The following is a 15192-nucleotide window of genomic DNA, read 5'->3' as shown; positions in this document are numbered from 1 at the left end:
TCGCCGGGGCCACGGGCGGGGGAGGGCGGCGAGGACGCCGCGGGTCAGCCGTTCGCCAGAGCCTGCACGCGGTCCAGTGCGCCGTTGAACCTGTCGTGGTCCCCGACCGTCGGGCCGGTCGAGGTGTACTGCCAGATCGTGTAGTACTCCCACCCGGCGGGCAGCGCGCCCACCGTGGTGTTGTAGCGGGCGACCCAGAGCGGGTTGGTCGCGCCGAAGCCCGCGTTGGCCCCGGTGCAGGTCGTCCACCAGCTGGTCGCCGTGTAGATCACCGCGTCACGGCCGGTGCGCGCCTTGTACGTGTTCACGAAGTCACGTATCCAGGCGACCATCGCGGCCGGGGACTTGCCGTAACACTGGTCCCCGTACGGGTTCCACTCGATGTCCAGCACGCCGGGCAGCGTCCGGCCGTCCCGGGACCAGCCGCCGCCGTTGTCCGCGAAGTAGTTCGCCTGCACGGCGCCGGAGGTCGTGTCGGGGGTGGCGAAGTGGTAGGAACCGCGGATCATCCCGACGCCGTACGAGCCGGTGTACTGCTGCGAGAACGAGGTGTTCTTGTAGTACGTCCCCTCGGTCGCCTTCACGTACGCCCACCGGACGCCGCTGTTCCACAGCGTCGACCAGGCGACGTTCCCCTGGTGGCCACTGACGTCGACGCCCTCGGTCTGGGTCGCGCTGGTGCCGACCGGCAGGGAGCCCCGGCCGTCGTGGGCGACGACGCCCATGCCGAGCGAGGCCGTGCCCCGGGCGGGGACGGCGGCCGACGCCGAGGCGGTGCCGGGCAGGGTGAGCAGGAGCGAGAGGGCGGCGAGCAGGGCGCCGGCGGGAGCGAGCAGACGTGCCGTTCGGGAACCGGGTCTGACTGCGGACATGGGAGGTGCCTCCGTGGCTCGTGGGGGGACGGTGGGGGACCGCGAACCGGGGTGCGGGCGGGGTCGGGCCCCGATGACATGTCTGGTGTGGACATGTCAGCAATGACGCTACGCGCGTGGACCCGCGCACCGGAAGGGGGCCCGGCACCCGCCTGTGGTCTACTCCTGCGAAATACTGGCCGAGCTGCGGAGGAGGCCCGCCGCGGCGGAAAGTTTCAGGGGCGGAAAGCGCGTGAGGGGTGCCGTGGTGCAGGACGACGAGCGCGGGGCGGGGTCCGGCCCCGCCGACGCGGGCGTGGCGGATCAGGAATTCCTCGCCCTGGAGCGCGAACTCGCCGTGATCCTGCGGCGGGCACGCGCCACCTCGGGAGAGATGGCGCGTGAGGTCCATCCGGAACTGGAGGCCGCCGCCTACGGCTTGCTCGTGCGCCTGGAGTCCGCCGGACGGCAGCGGGCCACCGAGCTCGCGGCGTGGTTCGGGGTCGGCAAGGCCACCATGAGCCGTCAACTGCGCGCCCTGGAGGATCTCGGTCTGGTGAACCGCGAGCCGGACCCCCTGGACGGCCGGGCCTCGCTGGTCCGCCTCACCGAGGAGGGGCTCGCCCGGTTCCGCCGCGTCCGGGACGCCCGTCGTGCCCGCTATGTCCGTAAGCTCGCCGACTGGGACCGCGCCGAGGTCGCGGAACTCGCGCGGCTGCTCCACCAGTTCAACGCCCGCGCCGAGGGCTGAGGACGGCCTCGGCGGCCCCGTCCGGCGGCCCGCCGACCCCTCGTCAGAACTCCACCAGGACCGCCGTTGCGTCGTCGTGCCGCTTGCCGCGGCCGAGGCGGACCCGGTCCGTGTCGGCCCGCTCGCACGCGCGAACCCGGTCGATGAGGTGCTGGGGCCCCGCCGAGCGCAGCAGCTCCAACGCCGCGTGCCAGTCGCCCTCCCGGAACACCTCGGTCCAGCGGCTCGCCCCGTCCGTCAGGGCGGCCAGCGCCCGGACCTCCGTGAGCGGCAGTCCGCCGGTCACCGCGCGCGAGGCGACGGATGCGTCGGCGGCGGCGGTGAAGAATCCGCCCTCCTGGTTCCGGGCCAGGGTGTCCGTCAGCTCCACGGAGGCGAGCACCTCCCGTGGCAGCAGGTCCAGTCGGTCGTCGAGCACCGCGCGTACGCTCCCGTCCGGGGACTCCAGCAGCAGCACCGAATCGGAGAGCACCAGGTAGTCGATCGCCGCTTCGTCCCAGCGGACCAGCACGACGGTTGCCTGAGGCGTCCTTGCGTGAGAAAGGTCACAGGTGAGGCGATGGGCGTCCGCGGTGTGCCGGATGGACGCCGCGAGGATCTCCTCCAGCGTCAGATCCGGGCGGGATGCGGACAGTTCGGCCAGTGCTCCGCCCAGCCGCGCGGTGAACCACGGCACCGAGTGCACACAACCGTCGCCGCCCCGAGGGGGCGTCACCCCGTCCAGCAGCACCACGCACCCGCCCCGCCCGGATGCCGGAAGGGCGGCCATGGCCCAGTCCTCGTTGGGGCGTTCGGAGCTGCCGGGCGCTCCGGCGAGTTCGATGCGCATGACAGCCAGTCTGCACGAGGCCTTCACGCCGCCCGCACCCCTGCGAACATCGTCCGTCCCAGCAGGCCGGACCAGGACCGTGCGGCGTGGGGAAGGGCCGGAGCGGGGTGCGGGCGGGCATCCTGCCAAAGCCCGCGCGGAAGGTCCACCCGACGCCCGCCGCATGGGACGGGCGCGCCAGGGGGAGACTTGTTCGCCCACTCACGAGTGATGTTCACTCGTTCGAGTGGCGGAGCGGTCGATGTGCGCCCCCCTCCCAAAAGGGCTGGAATGGTCAGAAGCCGGACCGGAAGCGGGGGAGCCTGTGCACATGGCGGTGCGTCACCTCTGCTTCATGGGTGGACGAGTCAAGAATGCGAGCACCGGTGCAGAAGAAGCGGCCGCGGAACAAGGTCGGCACGCAGGACGTTTCCGGGGCCACCGCCCCGGTGGCGGGCGGCGACAAGCGGAAGGTGCGCGTACGCAACCGGCTCGTCGCGGGCGTCGCCGTCGTCGGGATCACCGTCATCGCGGCGGGTGCCCCGGCGGCCCTCAGGGCCTCCTCCGACCTCAACGAGTCGCAGAACCTGGTGACCCTGGCCGAACTCGACCAGCAGGCCATCACGCTCGCCCACTCCCTCGCCGACGAACGCGACGCGATCACCGCGTACATCGCGGGCGGCCGTGAGACCGACGACGGAGCCGACGGTGACAAGCCGGGCGCCGACGGCCTCAGTGCCCGGGTCGACCAGCAGATCGACGAGATCCGCGAGGCGGCCCCCGCCACGCTCCGCCGGGACCTCTCCACCGTTCCGTCGCTGCGCCGCGACGCGGTCAGCGGCAAGGGCACGGCCCTCGCCGCGCACCAGGCGTACACCGAGGTCATCGCCAAGCTCCACGATCTGGCCGCCGAGCTGGCCGAGACGGCCCCGCCGCGCGCCGCCGCGGCCACCCGGGCACCGCTCGCCCTCTCCACCGCCGTCGAACAGGCTTCCGCCACCCGGGGGCTGCTGCTCGCGGCCCTCGCCGTACCCCGCCCCGAGCCGGTCCAGGAGTACGACCCCTACACCGGGCTCCCCGTGGTGAACGAGGACGACGACGAGAAGTCGGCCGACGACCGTGCCCGGGACGAGCTCAGCGCCGCCGCCCAGCAGGCCCGGGTCCGTGAACTCGCCGCCCTCGCCGACTTCGACCAGGCGGCCGGCGACGCGGCCCGCGACAAGCTCTCCGCCACTGTCACCGGGCCCGAGGTCAACAGCGCGGAGAAGTACCTCGCCGCCCTGATGGACCGCCCCGAACTCTCCGACTCCGAGCAGAAGACCGGCTCCAAGAAGCTCTCGGCCGCGCTCACCGCGCGCATCGACCGGATGCGCGGTGTCGAGTCGGCGCTCGGCACCGCCCAGGTGCGCCGGCTGGAGACGCTCCGCGACGACGACGTCACCGCGCTCGAACTCTCCCTCGCCCTCCTCGGCGGCTGCTTCCTGATCGCGGTCGGCGTCTCCACCGCCGTCGCCCGCACCCTCACCCAGCCGCTCGCCGTGCTGCGCATCGGGTCCGCCCGGCTGGCCGCCGAACCGGAGAGCGCCGAACCGGTCGCCTACCGGGGCCGCAACGACGAGTTCGCCCAGGTCGTCCGCTCGATCAACGCCCTGCACGAGCGGCTGCTCGCCCTGCACGGCGAGTTCGCCGGGCAGGCCGGCGGAGTGCGGACCGAGCACGCCGAACTGCTCGCCGCACGCGAGGCGCTCACCCTCCAGCGCGCCGAACTCCAGGACCGGGTCACCGGCCTCACCGCCGAACTCGAGCGGCTGCGCGCCACCGTGCACCACACCTTCGTCAACCTCTCGCTGCGCAGTCTCGGCCTCGTCGAGCGCCAGCTGGGCGTGATCGAGCACCTCGAAGAGCGCGAGCAGGACCCGGAGCGGCTGGCCACCCTGTTCAAGCTCGACCACCTCGCGACGGTGATACGGCGTCACAGCGAGAACATGCTGGTCCTCGCGGGCGCCGATCACGGCCAGGGCCACCCCGGACCGATCCCGCTCGTCGACGTGGCCCGCGCCGCCGTCAGCGAGATCGAGCGGTACGAGCGCGTCACCATCCAGTCCCTGCCGCCGCACGCCCAGGTCGCCGGCTTCGCCGCCGACGACCTGAGCCACCTGGTCGCCGAACTCCTGGAGAACGCGACCGCCTTCTCCCCGCCGGACTCGCGCGTCGAGCTCTCCGGCTGGCTGCTGGAGACCGGCGAAGTGATGCTCTCCGTGCAGGACGAGGGCATCGGGATGTCGGCAGCGCGGATGGACGCACTCAACGTCCGGCTCGCCGACCCGGCCGCCTTCCGGACCGGGGAGCACGACGACGACAACGCCGGTCTCGGCCTCCGGGTCTCCTCGCTGCTGGCCGCGCGCCACGGCGTACAGGTCCAGTTGCGGGCGCGGAAGACCGGCGGCGGCGTGGCGGCGGTCGTGGTGCTGCCGCAGGCCCTGCTGCCGGAGGCTCCGCCGGCCTCCTCGCCGCCGCCCGTGAAGGTGCCGGGTGCCGCACCGGCGCTGAACCTCCCCGGCTCGGTCGCCGAGGCGAACTCCAACACCCTCCAGGGGCGTCTCCTCGAACTCCCCGCCGACGATCCGCTGATCGCCGCCGCCGAGCGCACCCTCCGGGACACGGAACCGGCGGGGACGGGCCCCGTCGCCCCGGAGACGCCCGAAGGACCGGTCGCCGCGCGGGAATCCGCCGCCCCCACGCCCCCGACGGCCCCGCGGCCCCCCGTCGTGCCGGAGTCCCCGGCCGAGACCACCATGCAGTTCCGGCTCCCGGTTGTCCCGGAGGCCGCTTCCGGACCCGCCCCCCGCACGCCCGCGGACCCGTACGCCATCGGCCCCGACCAGCACGAGCGGCCCGCCGACGACGCGGGCACGCCCGCCCCGGCCGCCCACGACCCGTACGAGGCGCCGGAGCCCCGGCCGTTCCCGCTGCCCGGGACCACCCCCGTCCCGCAGCCGTACGACCGGACCGCCGCCCCCGAGCCCGGCGCGGCTTCCGGGCACGAGGCGGCGTCCGCCGAGAGCGTGCCCGGGCCCCGGCAGCCCGAACGGCTCACCGACAAGGGGCTGCCCAAACGCACCCCCCGGGTGACCAAGCCCGCCGAGGCATCCACCACGGAGCGCACGGGCAGTCTGGACAAGGAAGCGCTCCGGCGCCGGCTCGGCGGATTCCAGCGGGGAGCGCGCGACGGCCGCCGGGACGTGGAGGCGGAGATCGCGGAGGACGCGGGACCCGGCGCACCGTCCGCGTCGGCCGCACGGACCGACCTGGCCGGCCGCCCGGACGGCCAGGAGACGGGGGACACAGTCGAGGAGGCACGCAGTTGACTGCGCCCAGCACGCTCGGGCTGAGCACCGAAGCCCGGAACCTGCACTGGTTGCTGAGCAATCTGGTGGAGGAGGTACCAGGGGTCCACTCGGTCACGGTCGTCTCGTCCGACGGGCTCATGCTGCTCTCCTCCGACCCCGGCCACCAGGCCGCGCCGGCCGCCGGGAACCAGCAGAGCCCCCGGGGCTCCAGCGCCGACCTCGCCACCATCGTCTCCGGCATCGGCTCCCTCACCATGGGAGCCGCGAAGCTGATGGACGGCGGCGGTGTCAAGCAGACGATGGTCGCGATGGAGGAGGGCAGCGTCTTCGTCATGTCGATCAGTGACGGCTCGCTCCTCGGCGTCCACGCCACCCCCGACTGCGACATGAGTGTCATCGCCTACCACATGGCGCTCTTCGTCGGCCGGGCCGGACACGTCCTCACCCCCGAACTCCGCAGCGAGCTGCGCAAATCGATGGAGAGCGCCCAGTGACGTCCGCCGCCGAACCCGCCCGCAGGCTCCCCGTACGGGGCTACGACCGCAAGCCCGCACGCGTCCGCCCGTACTCCCTCACCGGCGGGCGCACCCGCTTCGGGCACGTGCTGCTCGTCGAGACCTTCGTCGCCGCGCTGGAGGCACCCGACGAACGCCGCGAGCTCACGGGCGGGAACCTCGCCGGCCGGGTCATGCCGGAGCTCCGGGCGATCGTCGAACTCTGCCGCCGGATGCGTACGGTGGCCGAGATCTCGGCCCTGCTGAAGATGCCGCTCGGCGTGGTCCGGGTCCTCCTCAGCGACCTGGCAGACCAGGGAAAGATCCGCGTGTACGGAACCGGCCACGGCGCCGGTCAGCCCGACCGCGCACTGCTCGAAAGGGTGCTCGATGGACTCCGTCGTCTCTGAGCCGAAGCTCTCCGCCCCGACGCTCGCCGGGCCCGGGCTCGCCGAGCCGGAGCTCTCCGGTTCCACGCTCTTCACCCCGCGCCAGCCGGGTCCCCGGGACCGGGACCAGGACCAGGACCAGGACCGGGACGAAGCCCGGACCGAGGAGCCGGCGCAGCCGTGGCAGCTGGACCACACCCGGGCGCCGACCGCCACCAAGATCGTGGTGGCCGGCGGGTTCGGCGTGGGAAAGACGACCTTCGTGAGCGCGGTCTCCGAGATCACCCCGCTGAAGACCGAAGCGGTCATGACCCGGGCCAGCGAGGAGACCGACGACCTCACGGCGACCCCGGACAAGGCGACCACCACGGTGGCGATGGACTTCGGCCGCCTCACGCTCGACGACGACCTCGTGCTGTACGTCTTCGGCACGCCCGGCCAGCCGCGCTTCTGGTTCATGTGGGACGACCTGGTGCGCGGCGCGATCGGCGCGATCGTGATGGCCGACACCCGCCGGCTCGCCGACTGCTTCCCGGCGCTCGACTACTTCGAGAGCTGCGGGCTGCCCTACATCGTGGCCGTCAACCACTTCGAGGGGTCGGACCCCTACGAGCCGGAGGACGTCCGGGAGGCCCTGAGCGTCCCCGGGCACGTGCCTGTGATGATCATGGACGCGCGCAACAGGATCACCGTCGTCGAGTCGCTGCTCACCCTGGTGGGCCACGCTCTCGACGCCACCCCGGTCTGAGAAGCGCCCCCCGATCGCCGTACCACGCAAACGGAGAACCGCCCCATGCGGAAGATACTCATAGTCGGAGCCGGCCAGTCCGGACTTCAGCTCGCCCTCGGCCTGCAGTCCCGGGGGTACGACGTCACCCTCATGTCGAACCGCACGGCCGACGAGATCCGGACCGGCCGGGTCATGTCCACCCAGTGCATGTTCGACACCGCCCTCCAGTACGAGCGCGACGACCAGCTCAACTTCTGGGAGTCCCAGGCGCCGAAGATCGAGGGTCTCGGGGTCTCGGTCGCCGGCCCCGACTCCTCGCGGGTCATCGACTGGGTCGGCAAGCTGGACGGTTTCGCCCAGTCGGTCGACCAGCGGGTCAAGATGGCCGGCTGGATGGAGACCTTCGCCCAGCGCGGCGGCCAGCTCGTCGTCCACGGCGCGGCCGTCTCCGACCTCGACTACTTCTCCCGTACGTACGACCTGGTGCTGGTCTCGGCCGGCAAGGGCGAACTGGTCTCCATGTTCGGCCGGGACGCGTCGCGTTCGCCGTTCGACGCCCCGCAGCGGGCGCTGGCCGTCGCGTACGTGCACGGCATGGGCCCCCGTCCGGAGCACCCGGAGTTCGACGCGGTCCGCTGCAACCTGGTGCCGGGCGTCGGCGAGCTCTTCGTGATGCCGACCCTGACCCTCTCGGGACGCGCGGACATCCTCTTCTGGGAGGGCGTCCCGGGCGGACCGCTCGACGTCTTCCAGGGCATCAAGGACCCCTCGGAGCACCTGGCCACGACGCTGGAGCTCATGGAGCGGTTCACGCCGTGGGAGTACGCCCGCGCCACCAAGGTCGAGTTGACCGACGCCAACGCCACCCTGTCGGGCCGTTACGCGCCGACCGTCCGCAATCCGATCGGCAGGCTCCCCGGCGGCGGCCTGGTGCTCGGTGTCGCCGACGTGGTCGTGGCCAACGACCCCATCACCGGCCAGGGCTCCAACTCGGCCTCCAAGTGCGCCCACGCGTACCTGGAGTCGATCGTCGAGCACGGCGACCGCGCGTTCGACGCCGAGTGGATGCAGGCGACCTTCGACCGCTACTGGGACACCGCCCAGCACGTCGTGAAGTGGACCAACGCGATGCTCGGCGTCCCGCCGGAGCACGTGCTCAACCTGATCGGTGCCGCCGGCCAGATGCAGCCGGTCGCCGACCGCTTCGCCAACGGCTTCAACGACCCGGCCGACTTCGACCACTTCTTCTTCGACCCGGAGAAGACGAACGCCTACCTGGCCTCGGTCGCGGGCGCCTGACCCGCTCCGCACCCGGGCACGGCCCGGGCGGGCGCGACGCCCCTCGCGCCGCGCCCACCTCTGGCACCGGTCACCGGCAACCCGCCGGTGGCCGGTGCCTTTCTCGTGCGCGGGGCCGGGCTGGGCCGTGTCCGCCACGGACGTGCGTCCCATGGTGCACACGATCACAACTCCTGGCAGGAAAGGCGTCGCCGCAGGCGCCCACCGGGTGTGCCGCGTATCTCCGGCGTGCTGATCGCCGGGGTGTCCGGTATGCCGTCCGCCCTGTCCCGAGGGGTCCCGGGGGCGGTGCCGACGTACTTCGTCGTGCTTCCCGCCGTCGGGTTCGGCGAGGTGCCGGCGCGCAGGTTCGGCGGCCGGGAGGCGTGGTGGACACCGGTGGTGCCGGCGACCGGCCTCGCGCCACTCGGTGCGCTCGCGGCCCTGACCGGGGTCGCGGCGCCGCGCACGGCGTCCGCGACCCGGTGCGCGTCGGTGGTCCTCCTCGGCGTCCCCGCGCTGTTCGCCCGGATCGCCCGCCCCGGCCTCTTCGCCGGCATCGCCCTGTGGGGCACCCTGCTGTGGCTGAGCGTCGGCACGGTCGGGCTCGCGGTCCTCCACTTCCAGGGGTGAGCTCTCGGTCACTCCGGCTCGGTGGACCCGCTGTACCCCGTGTCCGAACCCTCCGAGGCCCCTTCCGGCAGCTCCGGCCGGGTGTACTCCTCCAGCGGTACGCCCTCCGGGTCGGGGCGGACCGCACCGAGCAGCGGGTTCGACGCCAGCGGCGACACCTTCACCACCGCCCCCGGCCTCGGCGCCTGCACCACCAGGCCGTCACCGATGTACAGCGCCACGTGAGTGGCCTCCGGGAAGTAGACGACGAGGTCGCCCGGGCGCAGCGAGGAGACCGGGATCCGGGGCAGCCCGGCCCACTGCTCCTGCGAGGTCCGGGGGACGGCCACCCCGGCCCGTTCCCAGGCCCGCATCGTCAGCCCGGAGCAGTCGAAGGTGTCCGGCCCCTCCGCCCCCCACTCGTACGGCTTGCCGATCTGCTCGACCGCGTACGCCACGGCCTCGGCGCCCCGCCGCGAGGGGACGCGGGGGGAACCGAGGGCGCCGGAGGTGACGAGGTCCCGCTGCGCCTCGTCGACCTCCTCGTTCTCCAGTGCGGAGACGGCGCCGAGTTGGGCGGGCGTCAGCTTCGCCAGGCGCGCTTCCACACGTGCAAGGCCGGCCCGTACGGAATCTCGCTGCCTGCGCTGGTCCGCCGCGAGTCTCCGCTGCTTCGCGAGCGACTTCCGGGCCGCGACCGCGAGGACGGCGGCACGCTTCTCCGCCTTCGTGAGCCGGCCCACCGCGGCCGCCCGCCCCGCCGCCGCCCGGGCGATCACATGGCCCTGGCCGAACACGTCCGCCGATCCCGCCCCGTCCGCCAGCAGCAGACGGAGGTAGGCGGAGAACTCGGACCGCCCCCGGTACTGCTCCCGGGCCAGCCGGCCGGCCGCCGCCCGTCCGGCACCGAGAGCACGCCGGGACCTCGCCAGTTGGGCGTCGACCTTCCGGGTGGCGGCCTTCTGCCGCTCCAGCTTCTCGGCGGTCGCGTTGTACGTCTCGGTAGCCGCCTCGGCGCGCCCGAAGAGCGTCCGGAGCTCGGTGAGCAGCGCGGGGACGGTCCCGGGGGCGGCTTCCGGAGCACCGGCCGCGGTGGTGTCGGGGAGCCCTGCGACCGCGTCGTCGGACGGGTCGGGATCGGCGGCCGGATCGGACGGGTCGCCCGGCCGGTCCGCGCCGGGGTCGGGGGAAGCGGACGGGGTGCGGCCCGGAAAGGCCTCGGAGGCGTCCACGGTCGTGCCGGGACTCGCGCCGGGAGCCGGGCCGGAGGGCGTGCCCGCGCCGGGTGCGGCCGTCGTGCCGGGGGTGGCGCGGGCGCTCGGGCCGGTCGTCGGTTCAGCGGGTGCGGGGCCGGCCGTCCCGTCCTCCCGGGGGCGTTCGCTCCTTGTCGGCGAGGTCTCGGACGGCCCGGGCGCCGGTCCGGGGCCCGGGGCGGCCCCGGCGGAGACGGGGGCGGTCACCGCCGCCAGGACCGCGGTCGCGCAGACCGCTCGCAGAACTCTGCCTGACACGTCGTCACCTCCGGTGAGGCTGCGGAGCCGGACCGTACGCCGGGTCCCCTAAAAGTGTGCGAATCATATTTATTCGCTCACCCGGGGTCCGGCGGTGCAAGCTCCGCACGGCGTGGCGCCGCGCGTCTCCCCGTACGGCGGGGCCCGGTCGGGCGTCCGTGCGACGGAGCCCGTACGGCGGGGCCGGCCCTGGAGCGGACCCGCCCGGCCACGGAGCCAGTCAGGCGACGGGGAAGGCGTAGACGGCCCGGCCCCGCAGGACGACGGCCGTCCGCGCGGTCGTCAGCACGCGGTACGGGCCGGTGACGGCGGCTCCCCCGGGCTCCTGCACGCCGATGTCCTGGAACTTCCACAGCCGTCGCCCGTCGCGCGCGTCGAAGGCCGTCACCTGCGTGGTGTCCGAGGCGAGGATCGTGTCGCCGGAGGCGGTGACCGTGAGGGCGGGGGCGGCGCCGCCGGCGGGCACCTCGGTGGAGCGCAGCCAGAGGAGCTTGCCGGTCTCGCGCTCGACCAGCCCGACCTCCTGGCTGCGGTTGGTGGTGACGATCAGCTCGCCCGACTCCACCGGGGGACCGAACTCCGAGGAGCGGCCCGTCCCGTCGAGCCGCCAGAGCGGCTTTCCCGACTCCGTGTCCCAGGCCTCCAGGTCGTCGCCGACCGCACCGAAGAGCCGTCCCTCCTCGTCGCCGCCGACCGCTCCGGCGGGCGAGAGCGCGCCGAACCCCTTGGTCCAGAGCAGCTTCCCGGTCCTCCGGTCGAAACAGCGGAAGGATCCCTTCCCCTTCGCCGAGCGCACGTCGTCGGGGGTGAGAGCGGAGGCGTCCTGGCGCACCACGATGTCGTTGAGCCGGGCCGCCGCCAGCCGGTACTCCGGGCCGGACGCCCCCCGGCCCGCCGGCACCTGGACGCGCCAGACCTCCTCTCGGCGCACCAGGTCGTAGGCGAAGAAGTACGCCTGGACGACCCGTCGGTCCTTGCCGGGCTTCTTGCCCTTGGCCGGTTTCGGTGCCTTCACGGTGACGGTCCGCGCGCCGCAGAACCAGACGACGGAGCCCGAGTGCCCGGTGAGGGTGCCGACGCGGAGGCCGGGCAGGCCGGCGAAACCGTCCGCGTGCAGCACCCGGTGCTTCACCTCTCCGGTCGTCGGCGACAGCCACAGGAAGGCGGTCGGGCCCGCGACGAAGACGAGGTCGTCCCCGGCGGCGAGCGCCGCCTGCCCCTCGGCGCCGTCCGCCCGCTGCCAGACCCGCTCGCCCGTCCGGAGGTCGACGGCCGACGCCTGGACCTTGCTGGTCAGCACCAGGAGCCGGTCCTGCCAGAGCGCGGCGGTGAGCGGCTCCGCCTCGGCGGCCGGATGCGCGTACGTCCAGGTGAGGGCGGGCGGCTGCCCCGGCAGCAGTACCGGGGCCCTGCTCGGCGCGGGCTCGTCGTCCTCGGCCGGCGTGGACGTGCCGTCGGTCCCGAGGGCGCCGACCGCGATGCCGCCGACGAGGAGACCGAACGCTCCGGCGGCGACCGTGGCCAGCAGCGACCTGCGGGTGGGGAAGAGCGCTGCGCCCTCCGGTCCGGTGTGCGGGCGTGCGGCGGGCAGCGCAGCCGGGCCGGCCGCACGGGACGCCCCGCCTCCGGGCAGCGAGGTGCCGGGCAGGGAGGTGCCGGAGTACGGCGCCGGGTAGGCCGGGGCGGTGGGGACGTGCGCGGAGAGCGGGCTGCCGGACGGCGACTCGAGGGGCCGGCGCGCGGGGAGCAGTGAGCCGGGGGAAGGGACGGCCGGCGGGACGGCCGGTGCCACCGGGGCGGCCGGCCGGGTGGCCAGGGCCCGCCCGGCGGAGTGCTCGCGGGTCACCATGAGCCGGGTGGTCGGGCTGTCCGACTCCGGCTCCCGGGCCCGGGTGTCGGGGAACCGGGTGGTCGCCTCCCCCTCCCGGGGCACGGAATCGTCCCGAGGGCCGTTCCCCGTGCCGGACACGTTTCCGACGTCGCCGGCCGTCCCGGTGGCCGCCGGGTCGTCGCCCGCACCGGCCGGTCCGTCGCCGGAGGTCCCGCCGTCCCGGGGAGGTTCCAGCGCCCGCACCCGTGCCTCCTGGTCCGCCACCGCCGCCGACAGCGGTCCGGGCAGCCAGCCGCTCCGGGCGAGCGCGGCCGCGCCCTCCAGGGCCAGCGCCGCCGCGACGGTCGCGGCGCTCGGGCGGTGGTGCGGGTCCTTCGCCAGACATCCGGCGATCAGCTCGCGCACTCCGGCCGGTACGCCGTCGAGTCCGGGCTCCCCGTGGGCGATCCGGTCCGCCGCCTTCCCGGCGGGGCCCTCGGCGAAGGGGGTGGCGCCGGTCGCCGCGTACGCCAGCAGCAGGCCGAGGACGAAGAGGTCGGACGCCGGGCCCGCCTCCTCGCCGGCGACCTGCTCCGGGGTGAGGTAGCCGAGCCGTACGGAGAGCTGGCCGCCAGGCAGCGCCTCGGCGGCGGACGCCCCGCCCAGCGGGCCGAAGGCCGTCAGCCGGGGCCCGTCCGAGGCCAGCAGAACCGTGTCCGGGGAGAGGCCCTGCAGCGCGGAGCCGGTGGCGTGGACCCGGGCCAGCACCTCCGCCACGCCCGCGCCCAGTATCCGGACCGCGCGCTCGGGCAGCGGTCCGCCGACGGCGACGGCTTCGGCGAGCGTCAGGGCCGGGAGGTAGCGGGTGGCCCTCCAGAGGCGGTCCGCAGAAGCGGGAGCGTCCTGGTCGGGCGGGTCGAGCGGTGGCTGCACCCAGCCGCCCGCCAGCCGCTCGGCGGTACGGAGCTCCGCCACGAACCGGCGCCGGAAGGCGGGCACCGCGGCGAGGGCCGGCCGGGCGGCGGTGATCAGCGCCAGCTCCCCGGCGTCGGCGCCGCGCGCCAGGTAACTCACCGCGCTCGCCGTCTCGCGGTGACGGGCCAGCGTCGTGTACGGGCCGAAGCGGCGTGGATCGTCCTGACGCAGCGCCTCCATGGCGCACCCCCCTCGTGACCGTCCCTCGGCACCTGACGGCCGATCCTATGGGGTGCGGCAGAGGGCGGAGACGTCCGCCCCGGGCCGTCAGCCGCCGCTGTTCGGCTTCGTCCAGGGCCACTTGGGGCGGAAACGCTCGCGTCCTTGGGGGGCGTACTCGTACAGCCAGCCGCGTTGCAGGTGCAGCCGGGGGGTGTGGCCGGCGGGGACACGGCGGTAGGCGTGGACGGTCGGCGCGCCGCCGTCCTCGGCCGGCACCGGGACCACGTACCACTTGGGCGGGTGGCCGGTGGGGCCGGTGAGGACGGGCAGGACCCGGCCGTCCAGGGGACCGCCCTCGAAGGGGGTGTTCTCGCTTCTCACCCCGACAGTCTTGCTCACCGGCCCCGCCCGCCGGGGACCGGCGGGCGTCCGGCGGGCCCGGGCCGCCGGGGCGCCGGGTCAGGCCAGCAGGCCGGACTTGCGCCACAGCCGGCGGCTCACCCCGTTCAGCACGCCGATGTCGTCGAAGAAGTCGGTGAGCCGCTTGGCGCCCGACTGCATGACCTCCCGGCGGTGCCCGCTGGCCTTGACCTGCTCCAGCGCCTCACGGCGGTCGAGGCCCACGTTCTCGTACACCTGCGGGTTGATGAAGCAGACCGAGAAGACGCGGGCCGCCTCGCCCGAGGTCAGCCGGGTCAGCTCGCGCTCCCAGCGCGGGGCGGTCACCATCTGGCGGCGGAGCTCCTCACGGGCGTACCGGACGTGCCGGGCCTCCTCGACGACGTGGATGCGGGTCACCCCGCGCACCAGCGTCTGGACGCGCTCGTCCGGGAAGGTCAGCCGCTGCATCCAGTCGAGGATCTCCTCACCGAGCAGGGTCCCGGCGAACGACCCCGGGGTGGTGGAGACGGTCTTCAGGATCCGGGCCGCGTTGTGGTAGCCGCGCGGGACCGGGTAGGTGGGGGCCTGGCCCCACTCGATCATCTTGCCGAACATCATCGAGTGGCGGCACTCGTCGGCTATCTCGGTGAGCGCGTACCGCACGTGGTTGCTGGTCACCGGCTTGTCGTAGATGTGCCGCACCAGCAGTTGCATGAGGATGATCTCGAACCAGATGCCCAGCGAGGCGAGCGACGCCGCCTCGTGCCGGGCCAGGTCCATCCGCTGCTCCTCGGACATCTTCCGCCAGAGCGGAGTGTCGTAGAGGGAGACCAGCTCGGGCGGCCAGAACCACTTGCCGTCCTCGATCGCCGAGCTCCAGTCGATCTCGGTCTCGGGGTCGAAGGAGTGCTTGGCCGAGGATTCGAGCAGGCGCTCGGCGATCTGCTCGCGGTCCCGCAGCGGGCCGAGCGCGTCGCGAAGGACCTGGACGTCGTGTTCGCTCACTGTCGTCATGACTGGGTACCTCGCACGTGGGTTACCGGTGGTCACCTCTTATTGGACTGCTTGTCAGCAAGGCCGTCAATCCCTC

13 protein-coding genes are annotated in these 15192 nt (G+C 74.0%); 7 read left to right on the top strand and 6 right to left on the bottom strand.

Going from position 1 to position 15192, the window contains the following annotated elements; all coding sequences use genetic code 11:
- Window positions 1-44: 44 nt before the first annotated feature.
- Window positions 45-872 carry a lysozyme gene (locus tag PZB77_RS09335; protein ID WP_275492104.1) on the bottom strand — a complete coding sequence of 276 codons (828 nt, stop codon included), beginning with the start codon at window positions 870-872 and terminating at the stop codon, window positions 45-47.
- Window positions 873-1119: 247 nt separating this feature from the next.
- Between PZB77_RS09335 and PZB77_RS09330 the strand changes: the two genes are divergently transcribed.
- Window positions 1120-1602 (top strand): MarR family transcriptional regulator, encoded by a 483-nt coding sequence (locus PZB77_RS09330; RefSeq protein WP_275495977.1) that lies wholly within the window; start codon window positions 1120-1122, stop codon window positions 1600-1602.
- A gap of 43 nt (window positions 1603-1645) precedes the next feature.
- Here the strand turns inward: PZB77_RS09330 and PZB77_RS09325 are convergent, their stop codons facing one another.
- Window positions 1646-2431, bottom strand: a complete 786-nt coding sequence (locus tag PZB77_RS09325) for a protein phosphatase 2C domain-containing protein (RefSeq protein ID WP_275492103.1) — start codon at window positions 2429-2431, stop codon at window positions 1646-1648.
- A gap of 365 nt (window positions 2432-2796) precedes the next feature.
- Here PZB77_RS09325 and PZB77_RS09320 point away from each other — a divergent pair, with 365 nt between their 5' ends.
- From PZB77_RS09320 to PZB77_RS09295, 6 genes are all read left to right on the top strand, one after another.
- Window positions 2797-5778: a nitrate- and nitrite sensing domain-containing protein gene (locus tag PZB77_RS09320; protein WP_275495975.1), complete on the top strand. Its 2982-nt coding sequence runs from the start codon at window positions 2797-2799 to the stop codon at window positions 5776-5778.
- Window positions 5775-6254 (top strand): roadblock/LC7 domain-containing protein, encoded by a 480-nt coding sequence (locus PZB77_RS09315; RefSeq protein ID WP_275492102.1) that lies wholly within the window; start codon window positions 5775-5777, stop codon window positions 6252-6254. Before PZB77_RS09320 ends, PZB77_RS09315 begins: the two co-directional genes overlap by 4 nt.
- Window positions 6251-6664 carry a DUF742 domain-containing protein gene (locus PZB77_RS09310; RefSeq protein ID WP_275492101.1) on the top strand — a complete coding sequence of 138 codons (414 nt, stop codon included), beginning with the start codon at window positions 6251-6253 and terminating at the stop codon, window positions 6662-6664. The genes PZB77_RS09315 and PZB77_RS09310 overlap by 4 nt, the downstream gene beginning before the upstream one ends.
- The gene (locus tag PZB77_RS09305) at window positions 6645-7391 is read left to right on the top strand and encodes an ATP/GTP-binding protein (protein WP_275492100.1); all 747 of its coding nucleotides are present in this window, start codon (window positions 6645-6647) and stop codon (window positions 7389-7391) included. Before PZB77_RS09310 ends, PZB77_RS09305 begins: the two co-directional genes overlap by 20 nt.
- Before the next feature lie 45 nt (window positions 7392-7436).
- Window positions 7437-8672 carry a styrene monooxygenase/indole monooxygenase family protein gene (locus PZB77_RS09300; protein ID WP_275492099.1) on the top strand — a complete coding sequence of 412 codons (1236 nt, stop codon included), beginning with the start codon at window positions 7437-7439 and terminating at the stop codon, window positions 8670-8672.
- 210 nt (window positions 8673-8882) lie between these two features.
- Window positions 8883-9284 (top strand): hypothetical protein, encoded by a 402-nt coding sequence (locus PZB77_RS09295; RefSeq protein ID WP_275492098.1) that lies wholly within the window; start codon window positions 8883-8885, stop codon window positions 9282-9284.
- Between the two features lie 8 nt (window positions 9285-9292).
- On the opposite strand, the gene PZB77_RS09290 is transcribed toward PZB77_RS09295, so the two are convergent.
- The 4 genes from PZB77_RS09290 to PZB77_RS09275 form a co-directional block, all read right to left on the bottom strand.
- Window positions 9293-10774 carry an NlpC/P60 family protein gene (locus tag PZB77_RS09290; RefSeq protein WP_275492097.1) on the bottom strand — a complete coding sequence of 494 codons (1482 nt, stop codon included), beginning with the start codon at window positions 10772-10774 and terminating at the stop codon, window positions 9293-9295.
- Between the two features lie 220 nt (window positions 10775-10994).
- Window positions 10995-13739 carry a PQQ-binding-like beta-propeller repeat protein gene (locus tag PZB77_RS09285; RefSeq protein ID WP_275492096.1) on the bottom strand — a complete coding sequence of 915 codons (2745 nt, stop codon included), beginning with the start codon at window positions 13737-13739 and terminating at the stop codon, window positions 10995-10997.
- Window positions 13740-13826: 87 nt separating this feature from the next.
- Window positions 13827-14102, bottom strand: a complete 276-nt coding sequence (locus PZB77_RS09280; protein ID WP_275492095.1) for a hypothetical protein — start codon at window positions 14100-14102, stop codon at window positions 13827-13829.
- Window positions 14103-14180: 78 nt separating this feature from the next.
- Entirely contained in the window at window positions 14181-15116 is a 936-nt protein-coding gene (locus PZB77_RS09275; RefSeq protein ID WP_275492094.1) for a diiron oxygenase, read from the bottom strand.
- Between the last annotated feature and the right edge of the window lie 76 nt (window positions 15117-15192).

The organism is Streptomyces sp. AM 2-1-1 (genome assembly GCF_029167645.1).
Lineage (GTDB): Bacteria > Actinomycetota > Actinomycetes > Streptomycetales > Streptomycetaceae > Streptomyces.
Note: the sequence above shows the minus strand (reverse complement) of the source record. Positions and strands in the feature narration are given on the sequence as shown.

What these genes read in the sequence shown, in the direction of transcription:
- PZB77_RS09335 (WP_275492104.1), bottom strand. Translation starts at nt 872, where the DNA reads ATGTCCGCAGTCAGACCCGGTTCCCGAACGGCACGTCTGCTCGCTCCC.
- PZB77_RS09325 (WP_275492103.1), bottom strand. Translation starts at nt 2,431, where the DNA reads ATGCGCATCGAACTCGCCGGAGCGCCCGGCAGCTCCGAACGCCCCAAC.
- PZB77_RS09305 (WP_275492100.1), top strand. Translation starts at nt 6,645, where the DNA reads ATGGACTCCGTCGTCTCTGAGCCGAAGCTCTCCGCCCCGACGCTCGCC.
- PZB77_RS09300 (WP_275492099.1), top strand. Translation starts at nt 7,437, where the DNA reads ATGCGGAAGATACTCATAGTCGGAGCCGGCCAGTCCGGACTTCAGCTC.
- PZB77_RS09285 (WP_275492096.1), bottom strand. Translation starts at nt 13,739, where the DNA reads ATGGAGGCGCTGCGTCAGGACGATCCACGCCGCTTCGGCCCGTACACG.
- PZB77_RS09275 (WP_275492094.1), bottom strand. Translation starts at nt 15,116, where the DNA reads ATGACGACAGTGAGCGAACACGACGTCCAGGTCCTTCGCGACGCGCTC.